The organism is Amycolatopsis sp. NPDC051373, from assembly GCF_040689465.1.
Classification (GTDB): Bacteria; Actinomycetota; Actinomycetes; order Mycobacteriales; family Pseudonocardiaceae; genus Amycolatopsis.
Genome location: NZ_JBFBAE010000005.1, coordinates 212548 through 228311 on the forward strand (window position 1 = coordinate 212548; position 15764 = coordinate 228311).

General features: G+C 69.9%; 17 protein-coding genes. 9 read left to right on the plus strand and 8 right to left on the minus strand.

Going from position 1 to position 15764, the window contains the following annotated elements; translation table 11 throughout:
• The first annotated feature begins 3 nt into the window (after positions 1-3).
• Together AB0383_RS11400 and AB0383_RS11405 are read left to right on the plus strand one after the other, a co-directional pair.
• Positions 4-999, plus strand: coding sequence for an ABC transporter ATP-binding protein (locus tag AB0383_RS11400; RefSeq protein ID WP_364170272.1), 996 nt, complete (start codon positions 4-6; stop codon positions 997-999).
• Positions 996-2117, plus strand: coding sequence for an ABC transporter ATP-binding protein (locus tag AB0383_RS11405; RefSeq protein WP_366186747.1), 1122 nt, complete (start codon positions 996-998; stop codon positions 2115-2117). The genes AB0383_RS11400 and AB0383_RS11405 overlap by 4 nt, the downstream gene beginning before the upstream one ends.
• A gap of 52 nt (positions 2118-2169) precedes the next feature.
• Here AB0383_RS11405 and AB0383_RS11410 read toward each other — a convergent pair whose 3' ends face one another.
• A complete protein-coding gene (locus tag AB0383_RS11410; RefSeq protein WP_366186749.1) occupies positions 2170-2592 on the minus strand; it encodes a nuclear transport factor 2 family protein in 423 nt (140 codons plus the stop codon).
• Between the two features lie 98 nt (positions 2593-2690).
• Between AB0383_RS11410 and AB0383_RS11415 the strand changes: the two genes are divergently transcribed.
• From AB0383_RS11415 to AB0383_RS11425, 3 genes are all read left to right on the plus strand, one after another.
• On the plus strand, positions 2691-3080 hold the full coding sequence (locus tag AB0383_RS11415; RefSeq protein ID WP_364170281.1) for a YciI family protein: 390 nt from the start codon (positions 2691-2693) through the stop codon (positions 3078-3080).
• Positions 3077-4273: a DUF6596 domain-containing protein gene (locus tag AB0383_RS11420; RefSeq protein ID WP_366186751.1), complete on the plus strand. Its 1197-nt coding sequence runs from the start codon at positions 3077-3079 to the stop codon at positions 4271-4273. Before AB0383_RS11415 ends, AB0383_RS11420 begins: the two co-directional genes overlap by 4 nt.
• 107 nt (positions 4274-4380) lie before the next feature.
• The gene (locus tag AB0383_RS11425; protein ID WP_364170287.1) at positions 4381-5022 is read left to right on the plus strand and encodes a DedA family protein; all 642 of its coding nucleotides are present in this window, start codon (positions 4381-4383) and stop codon (positions 5020-5022) included.
• On the opposite strand, the gene AB0383_RS11430 is transcribed toward AB0383_RS11425, so the two are convergent.
• On the minus strand, positions 5019-5591 hold the full coding sequence (locus AB0383_RS11430; protein WP_366186754.1) for a TetR/AcrR family transcriptional regulator: 573 nt from the start codon (positions 5589-5591) through the stop codon (positions 5019-5021). The two genes, AB0383_RS11425 and AB0383_RS11430, sit on opposite strands and share 4 nt — an antisense overlap.
• Positions 5592-5680: 89 nt before the next feature.
• Between AB0383_RS11430 and AB0383_RS11435 the strand changes: the two genes are divergently transcribed.
• Complete coding sequence (locus tag AB0383_RS11435) at positions 5681-6841, plus strand: MFS transporter (protein WP_366186756.1); 1161 nt, start codon at positions 5681-5683, stop codon at positions 6839-6841.
• Here AB0383_RS11435 and AB0383_RS11440 read toward each other — a convergent pair.
• Positions 6824-7732, minus strand: coding sequence for an EamA family transporter (locus AB0383_RS11440; RefSeq protein WP_366186758.1), 909 nt, complete (start codon positions 7730-7732; stop codon positions 6824-6826). The two genes, AB0383_RS11435 and AB0383_RS11440, sit on opposite strands and share 18 nt — an antisense overlap.
• Positions 7733-7921: 189 nt before the next feature.
• On the opposite strand from AB0383_RS11440, the gene AB0383_RS11445 reads away from it, so the two are divergent.
• Positions 7922-8827, plus strand: a complete 906-nt coding sequence (locus AB0383_RS11445; protein ID WP_364170738.1) for a LysR family transcriptional regulator — start codon at positions 7922-7924, stop codon at positions 8825-8827.
• Here AB0383_RS11445 and AB0383_RS11450 read toward each other — a convergent pair.
• Positions 8824-9372, minus strand: a complete 549-nt coding sequence (locus AB0383_RS11450) for a DedA family protein (RefSeq protein ID WP_366186760.1) — start codon at positions 9370-9372, stop codon at positions 8824-8826. The genes AB0383_RS11445 and AB0383_RS11450 overlap by 4 nt on opposite strands.
• A 129-nt stretch (positions 9373-9501) precedes the next feature.
• Here AB0383_RS11450 and AB0383_RS11455 point away from each other — a divergent pair, with 129 nt between their 5' ends.
• Complete coding sequence (locus AB0383_RS11455; RefSeq protein ID WP_366186762.1) at positions 9502-10401, plus strand: SDR family oxidoreductase; 900 nt, start codon at positions 9502-9504, stop codon at positions 10399-10401.
• A 326-nt stretch (positions 10402-10727) separates the two neighbouring features.
• Here the strand turns inward: AB0383_RS11455 and AB0383_RS11460 are convergent, their stop codons facing one another.
• Positions 10728-11699, minus strand: a complete 972-nt coding sequence (locus tag AB0383_RS11460; protein WP_366186764.1) for a YafY family protein — start codon at positions 11697-11699, stop codon at positions 10728-10730.
• Positions 11700-11709: 10 nt separating this feature from the next.
• Positions 11710-13497 carry a 2-isopropylmalate synthase gene (gene leuA / locus AB0383_RS11465; protein ID WP_364170307.1) on the minus strand — a complete coding sequence of 596 codons (1788 nt, stop codon included), beginning with the start codon at positions 13495-13497 and terminating at the stop codon, positions 11710-11712.
• A gap of 244 nt (positions 13498-13741) precedes the next feature.
• Here leuA and AB0383_RS11470 point away from each other — a divergent pair, with 244 nt between their 5' ends.
• On the plus strand, positions 13742-14119 hold the full coding sequence (locus AB0383_RS11470; RefSeq protein ID WP_366186766.1) for a hypothetical protein: 378 nt from the start codon (positions 13742-13744) through the stop codon (positions 14117-14119).
• A gap of 67 nt (positions 14120-14186) precedes the next feature.
• Here the strand turns inward: AB0383_RS11470 and AB0383_RS11475 are convergent, their stop codons facing one another.
• Complete coding sequence (locus AB0383_RS11475) at positions 14187-14864, minus strand: hypothetical protein (protein ID WP_366186768.1); 678 nt, start codon at positions 14862-14864, stop codon at positions 14187-14189.
• 175 nt (positions 14865-15039) lie between these two features.
• Positions 15040-15636 (minus strand): nitroreductase family protein, encoded by a 597-nt coding sequence (locus tag AB0383_RS11480; RefSeq protein ID WP_366186770.1) that lies wholly within the window; start codon positions 15634-15636, stop codon positions 15040-15042.
• Positions 15637-15764: the final 128 nt, after the last annotated feature.

Consider the following 15764-nt stretch of genomic DNA (forward strand, 5'->3'; position numbering starts at 1 on the left):
CCCATGGCACTCCTCGAAGTCCGCGACCTCTCGGTCGTGTTCCAGCGCCGCGGTGAGAAGCCGTTCACCGCGGTCGACGGCGTCAGCTTCGACGTCGAACCCGGCCAGACGGTGGGGCTCGTGGGCGAGTCCGGCTGCGGCAAGTCCGTGACGTCGCTGGCGATCATGCGGCTGCTGGCCAAGCGCGGCAACAAGGTCAGCGGTTCGGTGTCGTTCGAGGGCACCGACCTGCTGAAGATCTCCGACCGTGACATGCGCGACCGGCGCGGGCGCGACCTGGGCATGGTGTTCCAGGACCCGCTGTCCTCGCTCAACCCCGTGATCCCGATCGGCCTGCAGATCACCGAGGTGCTCGAACGCCACCGCGGGATGTCGCGCAGCAAGGCGAAAGTCGAGGCCGCGGACCTGCTCGACAAGGTCGGCATTCCCGACCCCACACGGCGGCTTTCCGAGTACCCGCACCAGCTTTCGGGCGGGATGCGCCAGCGCGCGCTCATCGCCATCGCGCTCGCGTGCCGGCCGCGGCTGCTCATCGCCGACGAGCCGACCACCGCGCTCGACGTGACCATTCAGGCACAGATCCTGGCGCTGCTGCGGGAACTCGTGCAGGACACCGGCACCGCGCTGATCATGATCACGCACGACCTCGGTGTCGTCGCCGGCCTCTGCGACGAGGTCAACGTGCTCTACGGCGGCAAGATCGTGGAGCGCGCCGAGCGCCACGCGCTGTTCGCCGAGCCGAGGCACCCGTACACCCACGGGCTGCTGGCCTCGATTCCGCGCCTCGACGTCGGCCGGGGCGAGAAGCTCGTGCCGATCCCCGGCTCCGTGTCCGACAACATCCCGTGGGACGGCGGGTGCGCCTTCGCGCCGCGCTGCCCCAACGCGCTGGAGGTCTGCCAGGAGCGTTCGCCGCAGCTCGTCCCCGATCACAACGGCCTGCTGCGCTGCCACAACCCGGTGAAGCCCGCCGTGGCCACCGCAGGAGGGACCCGATGACCGAGGTGCTCAACGAGCCGCAGGACGACGTTCTGCTGGAGGTCACCGACCTCAAGGTGCACTTCCCGATCAAGCGCGGCATCGTGGTCGACCGCACCGTCGGGCACGTGTACGCGGTGGACGGGGTCGACCTGTCGATCCGCCGCGGCGAGACCTACGGGCTGGTCGGCGAGTCCGGCTGCGGCAAGTCCACTTTGGGCCGCGCGATCCTGCGGCTCAACGAGCCGACGGCCGGCAAGGTCGTGTTCGACGGCACGGACGTCGCCCAGCTCAAGGGCGAGAAGCTGCGCAAGGCGCGCCGGCGCATGCAGATGATCTTCCAGGACCCGATGTCCAGTTTGGACCCTCGGCAGCCGGTGGAGTCCATCCTGCTCGAAGGCATGCGCGCGCACGGGCTGGCCAAGGACAAAGCGGCGACGGACCAGCGGCTGCGTGAGCTGCTGGGCGCGGTCGGCCTGCCCGAGACGGCGCTGCGCAAGTACCCGCACGAGTTCTCGGGCGGGCAGCGCCAGCGCATCGGCATCGCGCGAGCGCTGGCCGTAGAGCCGGACCTGATCGTGGCCGACGAGCCGGTTTCCGCGCTCGACGTGTCGGTGCAGGCGCAGGTCGTGAACCTGCTGGAGGACCTGCAGAACGAGCTGGGCCTGACGTATGTGGTGATCGCGCACGACCTCGCCGTCGTCCGGCACATCTCCGACCGCATCGGCGTGATGTACCTGGGCGCGCTGGTGGAGGAGACGACCTCGGCGGAGCTGTACGAGAACCCGCTGCACCCGTACACGCGGGCGCTGCTTTCGGCGATTCCCGTGCCGGACCCGCTCGTCGAGGACACACGTGAGCAGATCCTGCTCGCGGGCGACTTGCCTTCGCCGGCGAACCCGCCGACCGGCTGCCGGTTCCACACGCGCTGCCCGTGGCGGCAGGCGAGCCTGTGCGACACCGACCGGCCGCAGCTGCGCGAGATCGGCGCCGGGCACCGCGTGGCGTGCCACTACGCCGAGGACATCCGCGACGGCCGCATCCAGCCGCACGACGTGGAGCCCGAGCTGGTGGAGCTCACCGGGGTGCTCAACCCGGACGCGGCGCCGGACATCGGCTCGGTCAGCGAAATCCTGTAATCGACGGGCGTGAAGGGCACCTCGATCTCATCGAGGTGCCCTTCACCGCGTTCTACGGCTGCAGATCGATGGCCGCCCGGAACGAACCGTCCATGTGGAACGGCGTCGAGCTGTGCTCGTGCACGATCCGCCACGCGCCGTCGACGCGACGGAAGGCCAGCGTCGAGCGGAACCACAGCGTGAACGGTTCGCCCATCCCCGCCGGCACGGCCGACATCTTCGCCAGCGCCGTGGTGAAGGCGAAGTCGCCGGACTCGGTCACTTCGACGTCGGTGTACTCGTAGGTCACCGGGCTGTCGAAGGTGCCGAACCACTTCGTGAGGAACTCCGCGGACGCCCCGGTGGTACGCAGCGGCGGCGCCAGATCGAACTTCACGGCACCCTCGGCGTAGCCCGCCACCAGGCGCGCGGGGTCCTTGGCGTACATGGCGGCGGTGCGCTCGGCCAGCAGGTCGCGGATCTCGTTCTCGGACATTCTGTGCTCTCCTTTAGTTCTCCGGGTTTCACGGGGGACGTCGAAGCCGTCGGCGTGGCTTCGACATCCGGGTGAAGACAATTTCGAGGAGGCACCCGATGAAGTACTTGGTCCTGATCTACGGCAACCCGGCTTCGCGCGCGGTGTGGGCGGGGATGAGTGACGAGCAGAAGGCCGCGGGCCTGCGCGCGTACGTCGAGTTCAACGACGACCTCGACGGCTCCGGCGAGCGCATCGTGTCCGAACGGCTGGCCGCGCCCGAGCTCACGAAGCAGGTCATCGTGCGCGACGACGAGGTAAGCACCACCGACGGCCCGTTCGCGGAGATCAAGGAGCAGCTCGCCGGCTTCTACCTGTTGGAATGCGACTCCGAAGAGCGCGCGCTGGAGATCGCGGCGCGGATCCCCGAGGCGCCGTACGCGACGATCGAGGTCCGGCCCGTGATGGGCTTGACCGGGGACGTGGACTTCGACCTGGCGGACCTGTGATCGAGGGCCTCCTGCGCGAGCTGGCGCCGCAGGTCCTCACCGCGCTCGTGCGCCGCTACGGCGGGTTCGACACGTGCGAGGACGCCGTGCAGGAGGCCCTCCTCGCCGCCGCGGTGCAGTGGCCGCGCGACGGCGTGCCGGACAACCCCAAGGCGTGGCTCATCACCACTGCTTCGCGGCGGCGGATCGAGCTGTGGCGCAGCGAGTCCGCCCGGCAGCGGCGTGAGGAGACGGTGGCCGCGCTGGCGCCACCCGACCCGGATCCGGCGCCGGCCGTGGACGACACGCTTACGTTGCTGCTGCTCTGCTGCCACCCGGCGTTGACGCGGCCTTCGCAGGTCGCGCTGACGTTGCGCGCGGTCGGGGGCCTGACGACGGCCGAGATCGCGCGGGCGTTCCTCGTGCCGGAGCCGACGATCGGCCAGCGCATCAGCCGCGCGAAGCAGAAGGTGAAGGGCACGTCGTTCAGCCTGCCGCCGGCGGACGAGCGGCCCGCTCGCGTCGCCGCCGTGCTGCAGGTGTTGTACCTGGTCTTCACGGAGGGGCACACGGCCAGCGCGGGCTCGGCCGTCGACCGCGTGGAGCTCACGGCCGAGGCCATCCGGCTCACGCGGCAGCTGCACGCTGAGCTCCCTGACGATGGTGAGGTGACCGGCTTGCTCGCGTTGATGCTGCTCACCGGCGCGCGCCGGGCCGCTCGCCTGGGGCCCGGCGGCACGATGGTCCCCCTCGCGGAGCAGGACCGTTCGCGGTGGGACGCCGACGCCATCGCCGAGGGCACGGCGCTGATCACCCACGCCCTCGCGACCGCGCCCGTCGGTCCGTACCAGCTGCAGGCCGCGATCGCCGCCGTCCACGACGAGGCGGTTTCGGCCGAGGACACCGACTGGCCCCAGATCCTGCTGCTCTACGACCTGCTGCGCCAGGTCGCGCCGGGACCGATGGTGACGCTCAACCGGCTCGTGGCGCTCGCGATGGTCGAGGGTCCGGCCGTCGCGCTGGCCGAGCTCGACGCCGCCGAACCGCCGGACCACTATCGCGTCGACGTCGTCCGCGCGCACCTGCTCGAACTCGCGGGTGATCTCGAAGCCGCCCGGGAGTTCTACGCCGCGGCGGCGCGACGGACGTTGAGCTTGCCCGAGCGCAGGCACCTTGAAGCGCGTGCTTTGCCCGATATGACCGGAAAACCCTGACTCAAGTCGGACCCGGCCCCCGACTGAAGGGTGACGCCCGCGCATCAGGGCCCCGGTAGTCTGCGGAGAGCAGGCACAAAATCGGCAAGCCGCAGGGGGTAGGCGCAGTGAACATCGACCACGTGCTGGAGGCGATCCCTCCGCTGTCGGTCTACCTCCTCGTGGGGCTCGTCGTGATGGTCGAGAGCCTCGGGATCCCGCTGCCCGGCGAGATCGTGCTCGTGAGCGCGGCGCTTCTCGCTTCCTCGCACAGTGGTCTCAACCCGCTGTGGATCGGTGTCCTGGCCAGCGCGGGTGCCATCATCGGCGACAGCATCGGCTACCTGATCGGCCGCAAGGGCGGTAAACGCCTCTTCGACTGGGCCGGCCGGAAGTTCCCCAAACACTTCGGTCCACAACACATCGCGAACGCGGAACGCATGTTCCACAAACGCGGCATGTGGGCCGTGTTCTTCGGCCGCTTCGTCGCCGTGCTGCGCATCCTCGCCGGCCCGCTCGCGGGTTCGCTGAACATGCACTACCCGCGCTTCCTCATCGCCAACGCGCTCGGCGGCATCGTCTGGGCCGGCGGCACCACCGCGTTGATCTACTACCTCGGCGTGGTCGCGGACAAGTGGCTCAAGGGCTTCCAGTGGGCCGGCCTCGGCGCGGCGCTGGTGATCGGTGTGGTCGTGACGCTGGTGCTCAAGAAGCGCATGTCGCGCAACCACGAGGTGCAGGCAGAGCAGAAGGACGACGCGGTCGCCTAGTTCGCCGGCGGGGAGATCAGCGTCGCCGCGAGCCGCTTCGCCGTGTGGAACGGCCGCGAGGCCTGGGTGACGACCGACGTGACCGCGGCGCCCTCCAGTAACAGCATCAGCTCGTCGGCCAGGGTTTCGGCGGGCTCCGGATTGATGCGGCGGAGCTGCGTCAGCAGGTAGCCGTGCAGCGCGGTCTTGTGGTGGCGGACGACTTCGCGCACCGGGTCGGCCGGATCGGGGAACTCCGAGGTGGCGTTGAGGAAGCCGCAGCCGCGGAAGCCGTCGCGGGAGAGCCAGGCTTCATAGGCGTCGAACACCGCCAAGACCCGGTCAGCCGGATCCGTGTGCCCGGCCGTGATCCGGTCGATCTCCTCCTGCCACTGCCGGTCCCGCTCGCGCAGGTAGGCGACGACGAGCCGGCTCTTCGAACCGAAGTTGCCGTAGAGCGCGGCCTTCGTCACGCCCGCCTCGGCCGCCACGGTGTCGACCCCCACGGCGTGGATGCCGTCGCGGTAGAACAACGTCGACGCCGCCTTGAGCACCTTGGCTCCCGCGTCGCCGGACCGGGTCCGTGCCACGACACCTCCAGACTGTGCAGTCTCGCTGTTACCAGTCCAAATACTAGCATCGGTTGACAACAGACAGACCTGTCTGTTTGGTTACGGCCATGGTCAGTGTCAGCGAGCGGACAACCGCGCGGTGGTGGTCCACCGCCGCGGTCGGCGCCGGCGTGATCGCGCTCTGCTACGGGTTCGCGCGCTACGCCTACGGACTGTTCGTGCCCCGGTTCGGCGAGACGTTCGGGCTCACGACCGTCGGCGTCGGCGTGCTCGGCGGACTGTCCACCGCGGGCTACGGCGCCGGGCTGCTGCTGTCCCTGCGCACGGCCACGCGATCCGCGCGCGCCACCGTGCTGCTGGCCGGCGCGTTGGCGGCGGTGGGGCTCGGGCTCATGGCCGCCGCGCCGAACGTGGCCGTGTTCGGCGGTGGGATCGTCGTGGCGGGCGGCAGCGCGGGCCTGGTCTCGCCCGGCGTCGCGCAGCTGATCGGGGAAACCGTCGGGGCGCGCCACCGGGTCCGGGCGCAGACCTGGGCCAATACCGGGACCGGGCTCGGGCTGGCCGCGTCGGCGTTCACGCCGCTGCTGGCGTTCGGCTGGTCCTCGATCTGGGCGGGCTTCGCCGTGCTCGCCGCGGCGATGACGGTGCTCGCCTGGCGGACGTTGCCACGCCCGCCCGCGTCCGCCACGATCCCGGCGAAGTCCACGCCGGTCCACGGCCTGACGCCGCTCGTGGTCAACTCCGTCCTCATCGGAGCGACGAGCGCGCCGTACTGGACGTTCTCCAGCTCCCGGCTCACCGCGACAGGTCTGAGCCCGACCGCGGCGACCTGGTGCTGGTTCACGATCGGCGCGGCCGGGTTGCTCGGCGGGCTGGCCGGGCGCGCCGCCGAGCGCGTCGGGCTGCGGACTGCCAACCTCGTCACGTGGACGCTGGCGGCGGCCGGCCTCGCACTGCTGGCTCTACCGCGACCGGGACTGCTTGGCGCGCTGGTTTCCAGCGCGCTGTTCGGCGCCACCTACATGGCCCTGACGGGGCTGTGCATCCTGTGGGCCGCTCGCCTGTTCCCCACGCGTCCGGCTCGCGGGGTCACCTGGTCGTTCGTCGGCCTCGGCGTCGGGCAGACTGCGGCGTCACCCTTAGCCGGCGCGGCGGCGGCCGGAGTCGGGCTGCCCGCGGTGTTCGGGCTGGCCGGGCTGGTGGCGCTCGCCGCCTGGAGCCAGCTCGACGCCCGCCTCGCCCCGCCTGCCTCAGGCCCCGGCGGGTAGCAGGTCTTCGTCGGGCAGCTCCACGGGCTTTCGGCGAAGACTCCCCAGCAGCACCCCGCCGATCACCACGGCCGCGGCGACGATCTCGAGCACCGTGGGCACCTCGTCGAGTACGAAGTACGACGCCGTGAGCCCGACCACCGGCACGAGCAGAGAGAACGGCGCGACGACGCCGGCGGGGTGGTGCTTCATGAGTGTCGTCCAGATGCCGGAGCCCACGACAGTGCCGAACACGATCACGTACGCCATGCCCGCGACGCCGATCAGGCCAGTGGTGGTGCCGAGCGTCGTGAGCGAGTGCCAGCCGGCCGTCGGGCCTTCGAAGACGAACGACAGCGCCAGCATCGGCAGCGGCGGGACCACGGACATCCACAGCATGAGGTGCACCGGGTTGTCGGGTGTCGCGCGACGCACCGCGAGGTTGCCGAACGCCCAGCTCAGGGCGGCCAGCAGCGTCAGGATCACCGGCAGCAGCGCGGCGTGCGAGGACTGCTGCCACGCGATCGCCGTCATGCCCGCGACGGCCAGCAGGATGCCGGTGAGCTGGCGGCCGGACACCCGTTCGCGCAGGAGCACGGCGCCGAGCAGCACGGTGAACGGCGCGGACGCCTGCAGCACCAGCGAGGCCAGGCCCGTCGGCATGCCGAGGTCCATGGCGACGAACAGGAACGCGAACTGGCCGGTGCCGAACCCGAGGCCGTAGCCGAGCAGGTAGCGCAGCTTCACCTTCGGCCACGGCACGAACAGGATCGTCGGGATCGCGATCAGCGCGAACCGCAACGCGCCGGCGAACATCGGCGGGAACTGGCCCAGTGCGGCGTGGATGGCGAGGAAGTTGCAGCCCCACAGCACGGCGACGAGCACAGCGAGGAGACGGTCACGTGCGGGCATGTCCTCCACTGTGCAGGCGCGGATCGTGAAGGACCAGCGAGAAAAACTGCACTGACCATGTAGCTGTCCTTCAAATACTGTGTTGTTGTTTACCGACCCGACCACAGCCACGGCGGGAATGGTTGCCAGACACGTGACGTCCGGTTGGGTGCCCGCCTACTTTTGGTCGGATCGGTAAAGGTGGACATGGTGGACCTCGGAAGACTTCGGACATTGCGGGAGTTCGCGGACCGCGGCAGCGTGACCGCGGCGGCGAGGGCGCTGCACTGCACCCCTTCGGCGGTGTCGCAGCAGCTGCGCGCGCTTCAGACGGAGGTCGGCCTGCCGCTGACCGAGCCGGACGGCCGCGGCCTGCGGCTCACCGACGCCGGCCGGGCGCTCGTCGGGCGCGCCGACGAGGTGCTCGCCGCGCTGGACCGGGCGGAATCCGAGCTCGACACGTACCGAAGTGCGCCGCGCGGGCGGGTGCGGATCGCGATTTTCCAGTCGGCGGGCCTGATGTTGCTGCCGGGGCTGCTCACGCGCGTCGCGGCGTTCGACGGTCTGGAGGTGGACGTCCGCGATGTCGACATGACGCCTTCGGACGTGCCGGGGCTGGTCGCGGACTACGACGTGGTCGTGACGCACCGGGACGAGCACGCCGGCGAGTTCACCTCCGACCGGCTCGAGGTGGTGCCGCTGCTGCGGGAGCCGTTGGACGTCGCGTTGCCGGCCGGGCACGTGTTGGCGCGGCGGCGCCGGGTGGATCTCGCGGACCTCGCCGACGAACGCTGGATCTCCGTGGACCACGGATTTCCGGTGGACGACGTGCTGCGGTCGCTGACCGTGCGGACGGGGGTTCGGCCGCAGATCGTGCAGCGCATCAACGATTTCCGCATCACCGAGCGGCTCGTCGCGGCGGGGCACGGCATCGCGCTGTTGCCGCGCTACACGATGGACACGCGGCGGGGCAGCGGTCTGGTCGGGCGTCCCCTGGCGGGGATCCGCGCTGCGCGACTGGTCGAGGTGGTGTGCCGGCGGGGTGCGTTGTCGCGGCCGGCGGTGGCGACGGTGATCGCCCAGCTGCGCGAGGAAGTGGCGGCGTTGACGAGCTAGCTCCGGGCGCCGCGGCGGACGCCGAACGTGATCGCGACGCCGAGCAGCGTGGCGACGCCGAAGGAGAGCAGCATGCTGACCACCGGTTCGTCGATGAGCTCGCCGCCGGCATAACCGAGGAAGGCGACATACGACGTCCACAGCGTGATGCCGATCGCCGACGCGCTGAAGAACTCGCCCATCGGCCAGCGCAGCGAACCGGCCAGCAGCGCGCCGACCGTGCCGCCCGAGGGCAGCCAGCGGGCGAGGACCAGGATCGGGCGCGGGTGGCGTTGCAGGCGGCCGTCGAGCCAGGCCAGTCCGGCGGCCATCTTGCGGCGCCGGCTGAGGCGCTCCAGTACGCGCGCGCCGCCGAAGCGGCCCAGCGCGTAGAGGGCCTGGTCGCCCATCAGGCACCCGGCGGTGGCGACGGTGATCACCACGGCCAGCGACGTCCCGCCTTGCGCGGCCGCGATGCCCATGCCGAGGATCGTCACCTCGGTGGGCAGCAGGGGCACCAGCGAGACGACGAACAGCACCACGAGCCCTGCCGTCGTTGCGTCCACACTCCCATTAACCGCCGTGCGCGGGCGGATGAGTCCTGTTCACCGAGTACTCACAGAAAGGCACAGGCGGTACACAGCTCGGGTCAACCATGACAGCGGGTGTCATGGTTGACCGCGACCGTGGTCCGCATGAACCTTTTGGGAAAGATCGCCCTGGTCGCGGGTGGCACGCGCGGTGCCAGCCGCGCGATCGCCGTGGAGCTGGGGCGGGCGGGGGCCTTCGTTTACGTGACCGGGCGTACTTCGGGCTCCGAGCGGTCCGAAGTGGACCGTCCGGAGACGATCGAGGAGACGGTTTCCTTGATCGAGGAGGCGGGTGGCCGCGGCGAGGCCATCCGCGTCGACCACCTGGTGCCCTCCGAAGTCGCGGCCCTGGCCTCTCGGCTGGACCACCTGGACATCCTCGTCAACGGCCTCTGGGGCGGCGACCGCCACCTGGAATGGGGCAAACCCGTCTGGGAACACTCGCTGGACGCGGGCCTGCGCATGATCCGCCTGGCGATCGACGCGCACCTCATCACCAGCCACCACCTGCTGCCGCTGATGATCGACCGCCAGGGCGGCCTGGTGGTGGAGCTGACGGACGGCACCGCGTCGTACAACGCGCGGTATCGGGCGGGGACCTCGCTGCCGTTTTACCTGGCGAAGGCTTCGGCCCACCCGCTGGCGATCGGCGAGGCGGCGGAGCTGGCGCCGTTCGGCTGCACGGCCGTCGCGTTCACCCCGGGCTACCTGCGTTCCGAAGCGATGCTCGAGATCTACGGCGTCACGGAAGCCACGTGGCGCGATGCGGTGGCCGAGGTGCCGCATTTCGCCATCTCGGAATCCCCGGCCTTCGGCGGCCGGGCGATCGTCGCGCTGGCCGCGGACCCGGACCGCGCTCGCTGGTCCGGCCAGACGGTGAGCAGCGGCCAACTCGCCCAGGCCTACTCGATCGACGACGTGGACGGCAGCCGCCCGGACGCGTGGCGCTACCTGGTGGAGGTGGCGGACACCGGCAAGCCGGCGGATGTGAGCGGCTATCGCTGAGCATTGGTGGTTGTCCACAGGCGAGTCGAGTTGTGGAGAGCTGCGCCGTCCTCGGCGACGTGACCAGCAGCCGGCTTTCCGAACACGACACCAGTAACACCGACCTGGCCGAACCAGCACCGCAGCCCGCCTCATCGCCTGCGCACCTCGCCATCAACGCACACCGACAAGCCGGACACACCGCCATCGCCACAGCACCCCCGCCTCGCCACCCGAGCCCCTGCTCGGAATACCCGCCCGACCAGCACAAGGACTTGCCGGAACCCTGCCTTGGGAGGGCGGGGCCTGTCTCCGGGGCGGTGGGGCAAGCCGGCGGATGTGAGCGGTTATCGCTGAGCGTTGCGGGCGGCGAGTTCGGTGCCGATGTCGGCCAGGGCGGCCCTCAGTTCCGGTGGGTCGAGGACTTCGATGCCGGGGCTGAGGGCCACCAGTTGACCGAGGGCGATCTCGCCGCCCTCGAGCGCGAGTTCCGCCGGCGCCCAGCCGTCGGAGTCTGGTTCGGCCAGGGAGAGGACGGTGTCCGCGAGGTGTTCGCCGCCGAAGACGCGGCGGAGTTCGCGGATGGCGAGGCGGTTCAGGCGGGCTCGTACCCGCACTGGGCGGGAGACCTGTTCGAAGGTTGCGGATGAAGTGCGCCACCATGTCGGGAGGTCGAAATCGGCGGGGCGGTCGAACTCTTCGCCGAGCTCGTCGGCGTCGAGGATCCGGGAGACGCGATAGGTGCGGTAGGCGTTCTCGACCCGCGCCACCAGGTACCAGACCCCCGCCTTCAACACGAGCCCCAACGGCTCCAGCACCCGGTCGGCGACTTTGTCCTTGCGCTGATAGGAAACCGCGAGCCGGCGCTGCGTCCAGACCGCGCGCGAAACCGTGCTCAACGCCGCCGGCTGGTCGGCGCCACCGAACCACCCCGGCGCATCCAGGTGAAACCGCCCGGCCACCAGCGCCGCGTGCTCCCGCAGCTCGGCCGGCATCCCCGCCGAAACCTTCGCCCGCGCGGCACTGCCCGCGGTGTCCAACCCCAGCCCTGCCAACGCTTCCGGTGCGCCCAACGCGAACAGTGCCACGGCTTCCCGCGCGGTCAGCCCGTCGGGCCCCGCCCGCCAACCGTCGACGAGACGGAAGCCGCCGTGCCGGCCCTGCTGCGTCCACAGTGGAACTCCGGCGTCCCGCAAGGCCGCCAGATCGCGGTGCATCGTGCGTTCCGAAACGCCCAGTTCCGCGGCGAGCTCAGAGGCGGTCGCACTGCGGCGGCGCTGCAGCGTGAACAGCAGCGCGACCAGCCTCTCCGCTTTCACCGCACCAACATCAGCGGTTCGCGCGGTTGACCGCGCTCACCACCGCGCGCAGCGACGACGTCACGATCGACGGGTCGATGCCCACGCCCCAGAACACGCGGTCGGAGATCGCGCACTCGATGTACGACGCGGCGCGCGAGTCGTCGCCCGGGGTCAGGGTGTGTTCGCTGTAGTCCAGGAGCCGCAGGTCGAAGCCGACGGTGGACAGGGCGTCGAAGAACGCCGCGATGGGACCGTTGCCGCGGCCGGTGATGTCGTGCTCGTCGCCCTCGACGGTCACCGTGGCTTCGATGTCGTACTCGCCGCCGCCGTTGTCGGTCACGCGCTGGCGCACCAGCTCCAGCGGGGTGCGCGGCTCGAGGTACTCCTTCGAGAACGCGTTCCACATCGTGGCCGGGTCGACCTCGCCGCCCTCGGTATCGGTGTAGGCCTGGACCACCTTGGAGAACTCGATCTGCAGGCGCCGCGGCAGGTCGAGCTGGTGCTCGGCCTTCATGATGTAGGCGACGCCGCCCTTGCCCGACTGCGAGTTCACGCGGATCACGGCCTCGTACGTGCGGCCGACGTCCTTCGGGTCGATCGGCAGGTACGGGACCTCCCACGGGTACTCGTCCACTGGCACGCCGGCCTTGTCGGCCGCGTCCTTCAGCGCGTCGAGGCCCTTGTTGATCGCGTCCTGATGGCTGCCGGAGAACGCGGTGAACACCAGGTCACCGCCCCACGGTGTGCGCTCGGCCACGGGCAGCTGGTTGCAGTACTCGACGGTGCGCTTGATCTCGTCGATGTCCGAGAAGTCGATCTGCGGGTCCACACCCTGGCTGAACAGGTTCATGCCCAGCGCGACGAGGTCGACGTTGCCGGTGCGCTCGCCGTTGCCGAACAGGCAGCCCTCGATGCGATCGGCGCCCGCCTGGTAGCCCAGCTCGGCGGCGGCGATGCCGGTGCCGCGGTCGTTGTGCGGGTGCAGCGACAGGATCACCGAGTCGCGGCGCTCCAGGTTGCGGCTCATCCACTCGATCGAGTCGGCGTAGACGTTCGGCGTCGCCATCTCGACGGTCGCCGGCAGGTTCAGGATCACCGGCTTCTCCGGCGTCGGCTGCCAGATCTCGGTCACGGCGTTGCAGACCTCGAGCGCGTACGACAGCTCCGTGCCGGTGTAGGACTCCGGTGAGTACTGGAAGCGGAAGTCGGTGTCCGGCTGCTTTGCGGCCAGCTCGACGACCATCTCCGCGGCCTGCGTCGCGATCTTCTTGATGCCCTCGCGCTCCTCGCGGAACACCACGCGGCGCTGCAGGATCGAGGTCGAGTTGTAGATGTGCACGATCGCGCGCGGCGCGCCCTCGAGCGACTTGAACGTGCGCTCGATCAGCTCCGGGCGGCACTGGGTCAGCACCTGGATGCTCACGTCGTCCGGGATCGCGCCCTCGTCGATGATCTCGCGGACGAAGTCGAAGTCCGTCTGCGACGCGGCGGGGAACCCGACCTCGATCTCCTTGTAACCCATGCGTACGAGCAGGTCGAAGAACTTGCGCTTGCGCGCCGGCGACATCGGGTCGATCAGGGCCTGGTTGCCGTCACGCAGGTCCACCGCGCACCACAGCGGCGCGCGCTCGATGCGCTTCTCGGGCCAGGTGCGGTCGGGCAGCTCGATGTTCTCAATCAGCTCGTACCAGGGCTTGTAGCGGTGGACGGGCATCGACGTGCCGCGTTGCGGGTTCCAGCGGGGCTGGTCCGCGGGCGCCGGGCGCGACGGCGTGCGAACGCGGGAAGTGCTCGTGCGGGGGTCGTTCGTGGCCATGGGTGAAGACGTCTCCTGACGAGGTGGGTGCATACGACCGGCACCACAAAGCCCCGCGACGAGGAGCCGGTCTGGTCAGGCCCCGTCGCGGCAGCGAAGCAGGAGAGCACGCGCCACGAAGTCACCTTAACCACGGAACGCGGCCGTTGTGAAGTCACCTCCGCGATCGAACTGTTACGTCCGGTGCCCGCCGGGTGTTACCAGCGGGTAGCGGGCGGGGGTGTGACGTGTCAGACTGCCGAGCATGGGCGAGCACGCCGAACAGACACCTGAGACGGAGATCGAGTCGCGGCCGAAGCGCGCCGAGATCGACTGGCGACGCACCCGTGAGCAGGCGTTTTCCTTCGTCGCCACGCTCGTGCGGTGGGTCGGGCTGATCTTCGCCGCGATCCTCGTGCTGCACGTGATCTTCACCGTCGGCGAGGCCAATCCGGACAACGGAATCGTCTCGTTCGTCCGAAGCTGGGCCGACTTCCTCTCGATCGGCTTCAAGGACCTCTTCACCCCGAGTGACGCGAAACTCAGGGTGCTGGTCAACTACGGCATCGCGGCGATCTTCTGGCTCGTGGTGTCCGGGATCGTCGCGAAGATCCTCCGCCGCATCGGCGGAATCTCTTCCTGACCGCGGTCACGGGCCGTTCCCGCCGTGGCGCGAACGGCCCGTTCGCACGGGTTCGGAACAGCGCGGGTCAGCTCTGCCAGGTGATCGGCTTGCTGCCGTAGTCCGTGCCCGGAGCCTGGTCGCTGTAGTCGCCCTCGTCGTACGACGCGCCGGTCACCGTCGTGCCGGCCTGCGCCACCGCGAGCACGCAGCTTTCGTACGTGGCGCCCTTCGTGGTGAAGTCCTTGCCCGCGTCGCCGCTGTCGCACTTGTCGAACGTGCCGATCACGGACACACCCTGCGCTTCGGAACCGTCTGGGAGCAGGGCGTTCATCAGCCCGAGCGAGGTGTAGGAGAAGTCCGTGCCGCTCTCGTTCGAGACGGTGACGCGCACGTAGTACGGCGTCATGCCCTTCGCCTTGTCGCCCAGGTCCAGCGGCGCGAGGTCCGCCTCGGTGCCCTTGTCGATCGACTTCACCGTGACGCCGATCGAGCCCGTCTTGTCCTCCGACTTGAACGGCACGATCGCCTTCTCGCCCAGCTTCAGCTTGGTGCCCTGCGGCGTGAAACCACCGGCCGACGACGTGTTCTGCTGCGCGCTCGGCGGCGCTTCCGTGCTCGCCTGGGTCGCGCTGGTGCTCTGACTCTGCTGCTGCGCCGGGGCACCGGACGCGGCCGAAGGCGTGCCGTTCATCTCGCTCCCGCAGCCGGCCAGGGCCAGTACCGCCGCGGAGACCCCCAGGGCCGCCAGCACACGACTACGCATGTCGTTCTCTCCTCATGTCCACCCAGTGTGTGCGGGCTTCGATGCGGTGCCCCGATCAGCGGTTCCCTGATCGAGCGACATTACTTAGCGGTGCGAAGTGAATGCGATCAGCGGTTCCCTGATCGAGCGACATTACTTAGCGATGCGAAGTGAATGCGATCAGTCGTTCCGCGCGTCAATCACCCAACGCGGGCGTGCCCCATTCACCACTGAACGCGAACTCACTCAGTGGAATGCGCTGCCGCGGCTTCAGCTCCCGCTCGATGCGCCGCTCGTCCTCCAGCACGGCGGCGTCGGCGGCGTGGCCCACCGCGATGGCCACCCGCGGCACGGCCTCGTCCGGCAACCCGAACGACGAGCGGACCGCGTCGGGGGAGAAGCCCGCCATCTGGTGCGCGATCAGGCCGAGCTCCACGGCCTGCAGCACCAGGTTCTCGCTCGCCAGGCCGAGGCCGTACTCGGCGTAGGGGACCTCGCCCTTCTCGTTGGTGGTCACCATCACGCCGACGAGCAGCGCGCCCGCGCGGAACGCCCACGCCTGGTTGCCGGTGTTCAACGCGGCCAGGATTCGGGTGAACGTGGGGTCGCCGCGCCGGCCCACGAGATAGCGCGCGGGCTGGGTGTTGCCGAAGGACGGCGCCCAGCGTGCGGCCTCCAGCAAGGTGGTCAGTTCCTGCGGGGACACCTCGGCGGTCGCGTCGAAGGCGCGGGGGCTCCAGCGCTCGGCGACGGCCTGGCTCACGGGGACGCTCGTCTCAGCGGGTTTGCGCACGTCCCGCACCGTAGTACGGCGGGAGTGCTCTCCATCACTCCGGAGGAAGGGCTTCGAACATTTCGGTGGTGTTAAGGAAGATTTACTTCCGACACACCCTCGATCGATGTGCGCCGCCACTCGATTGA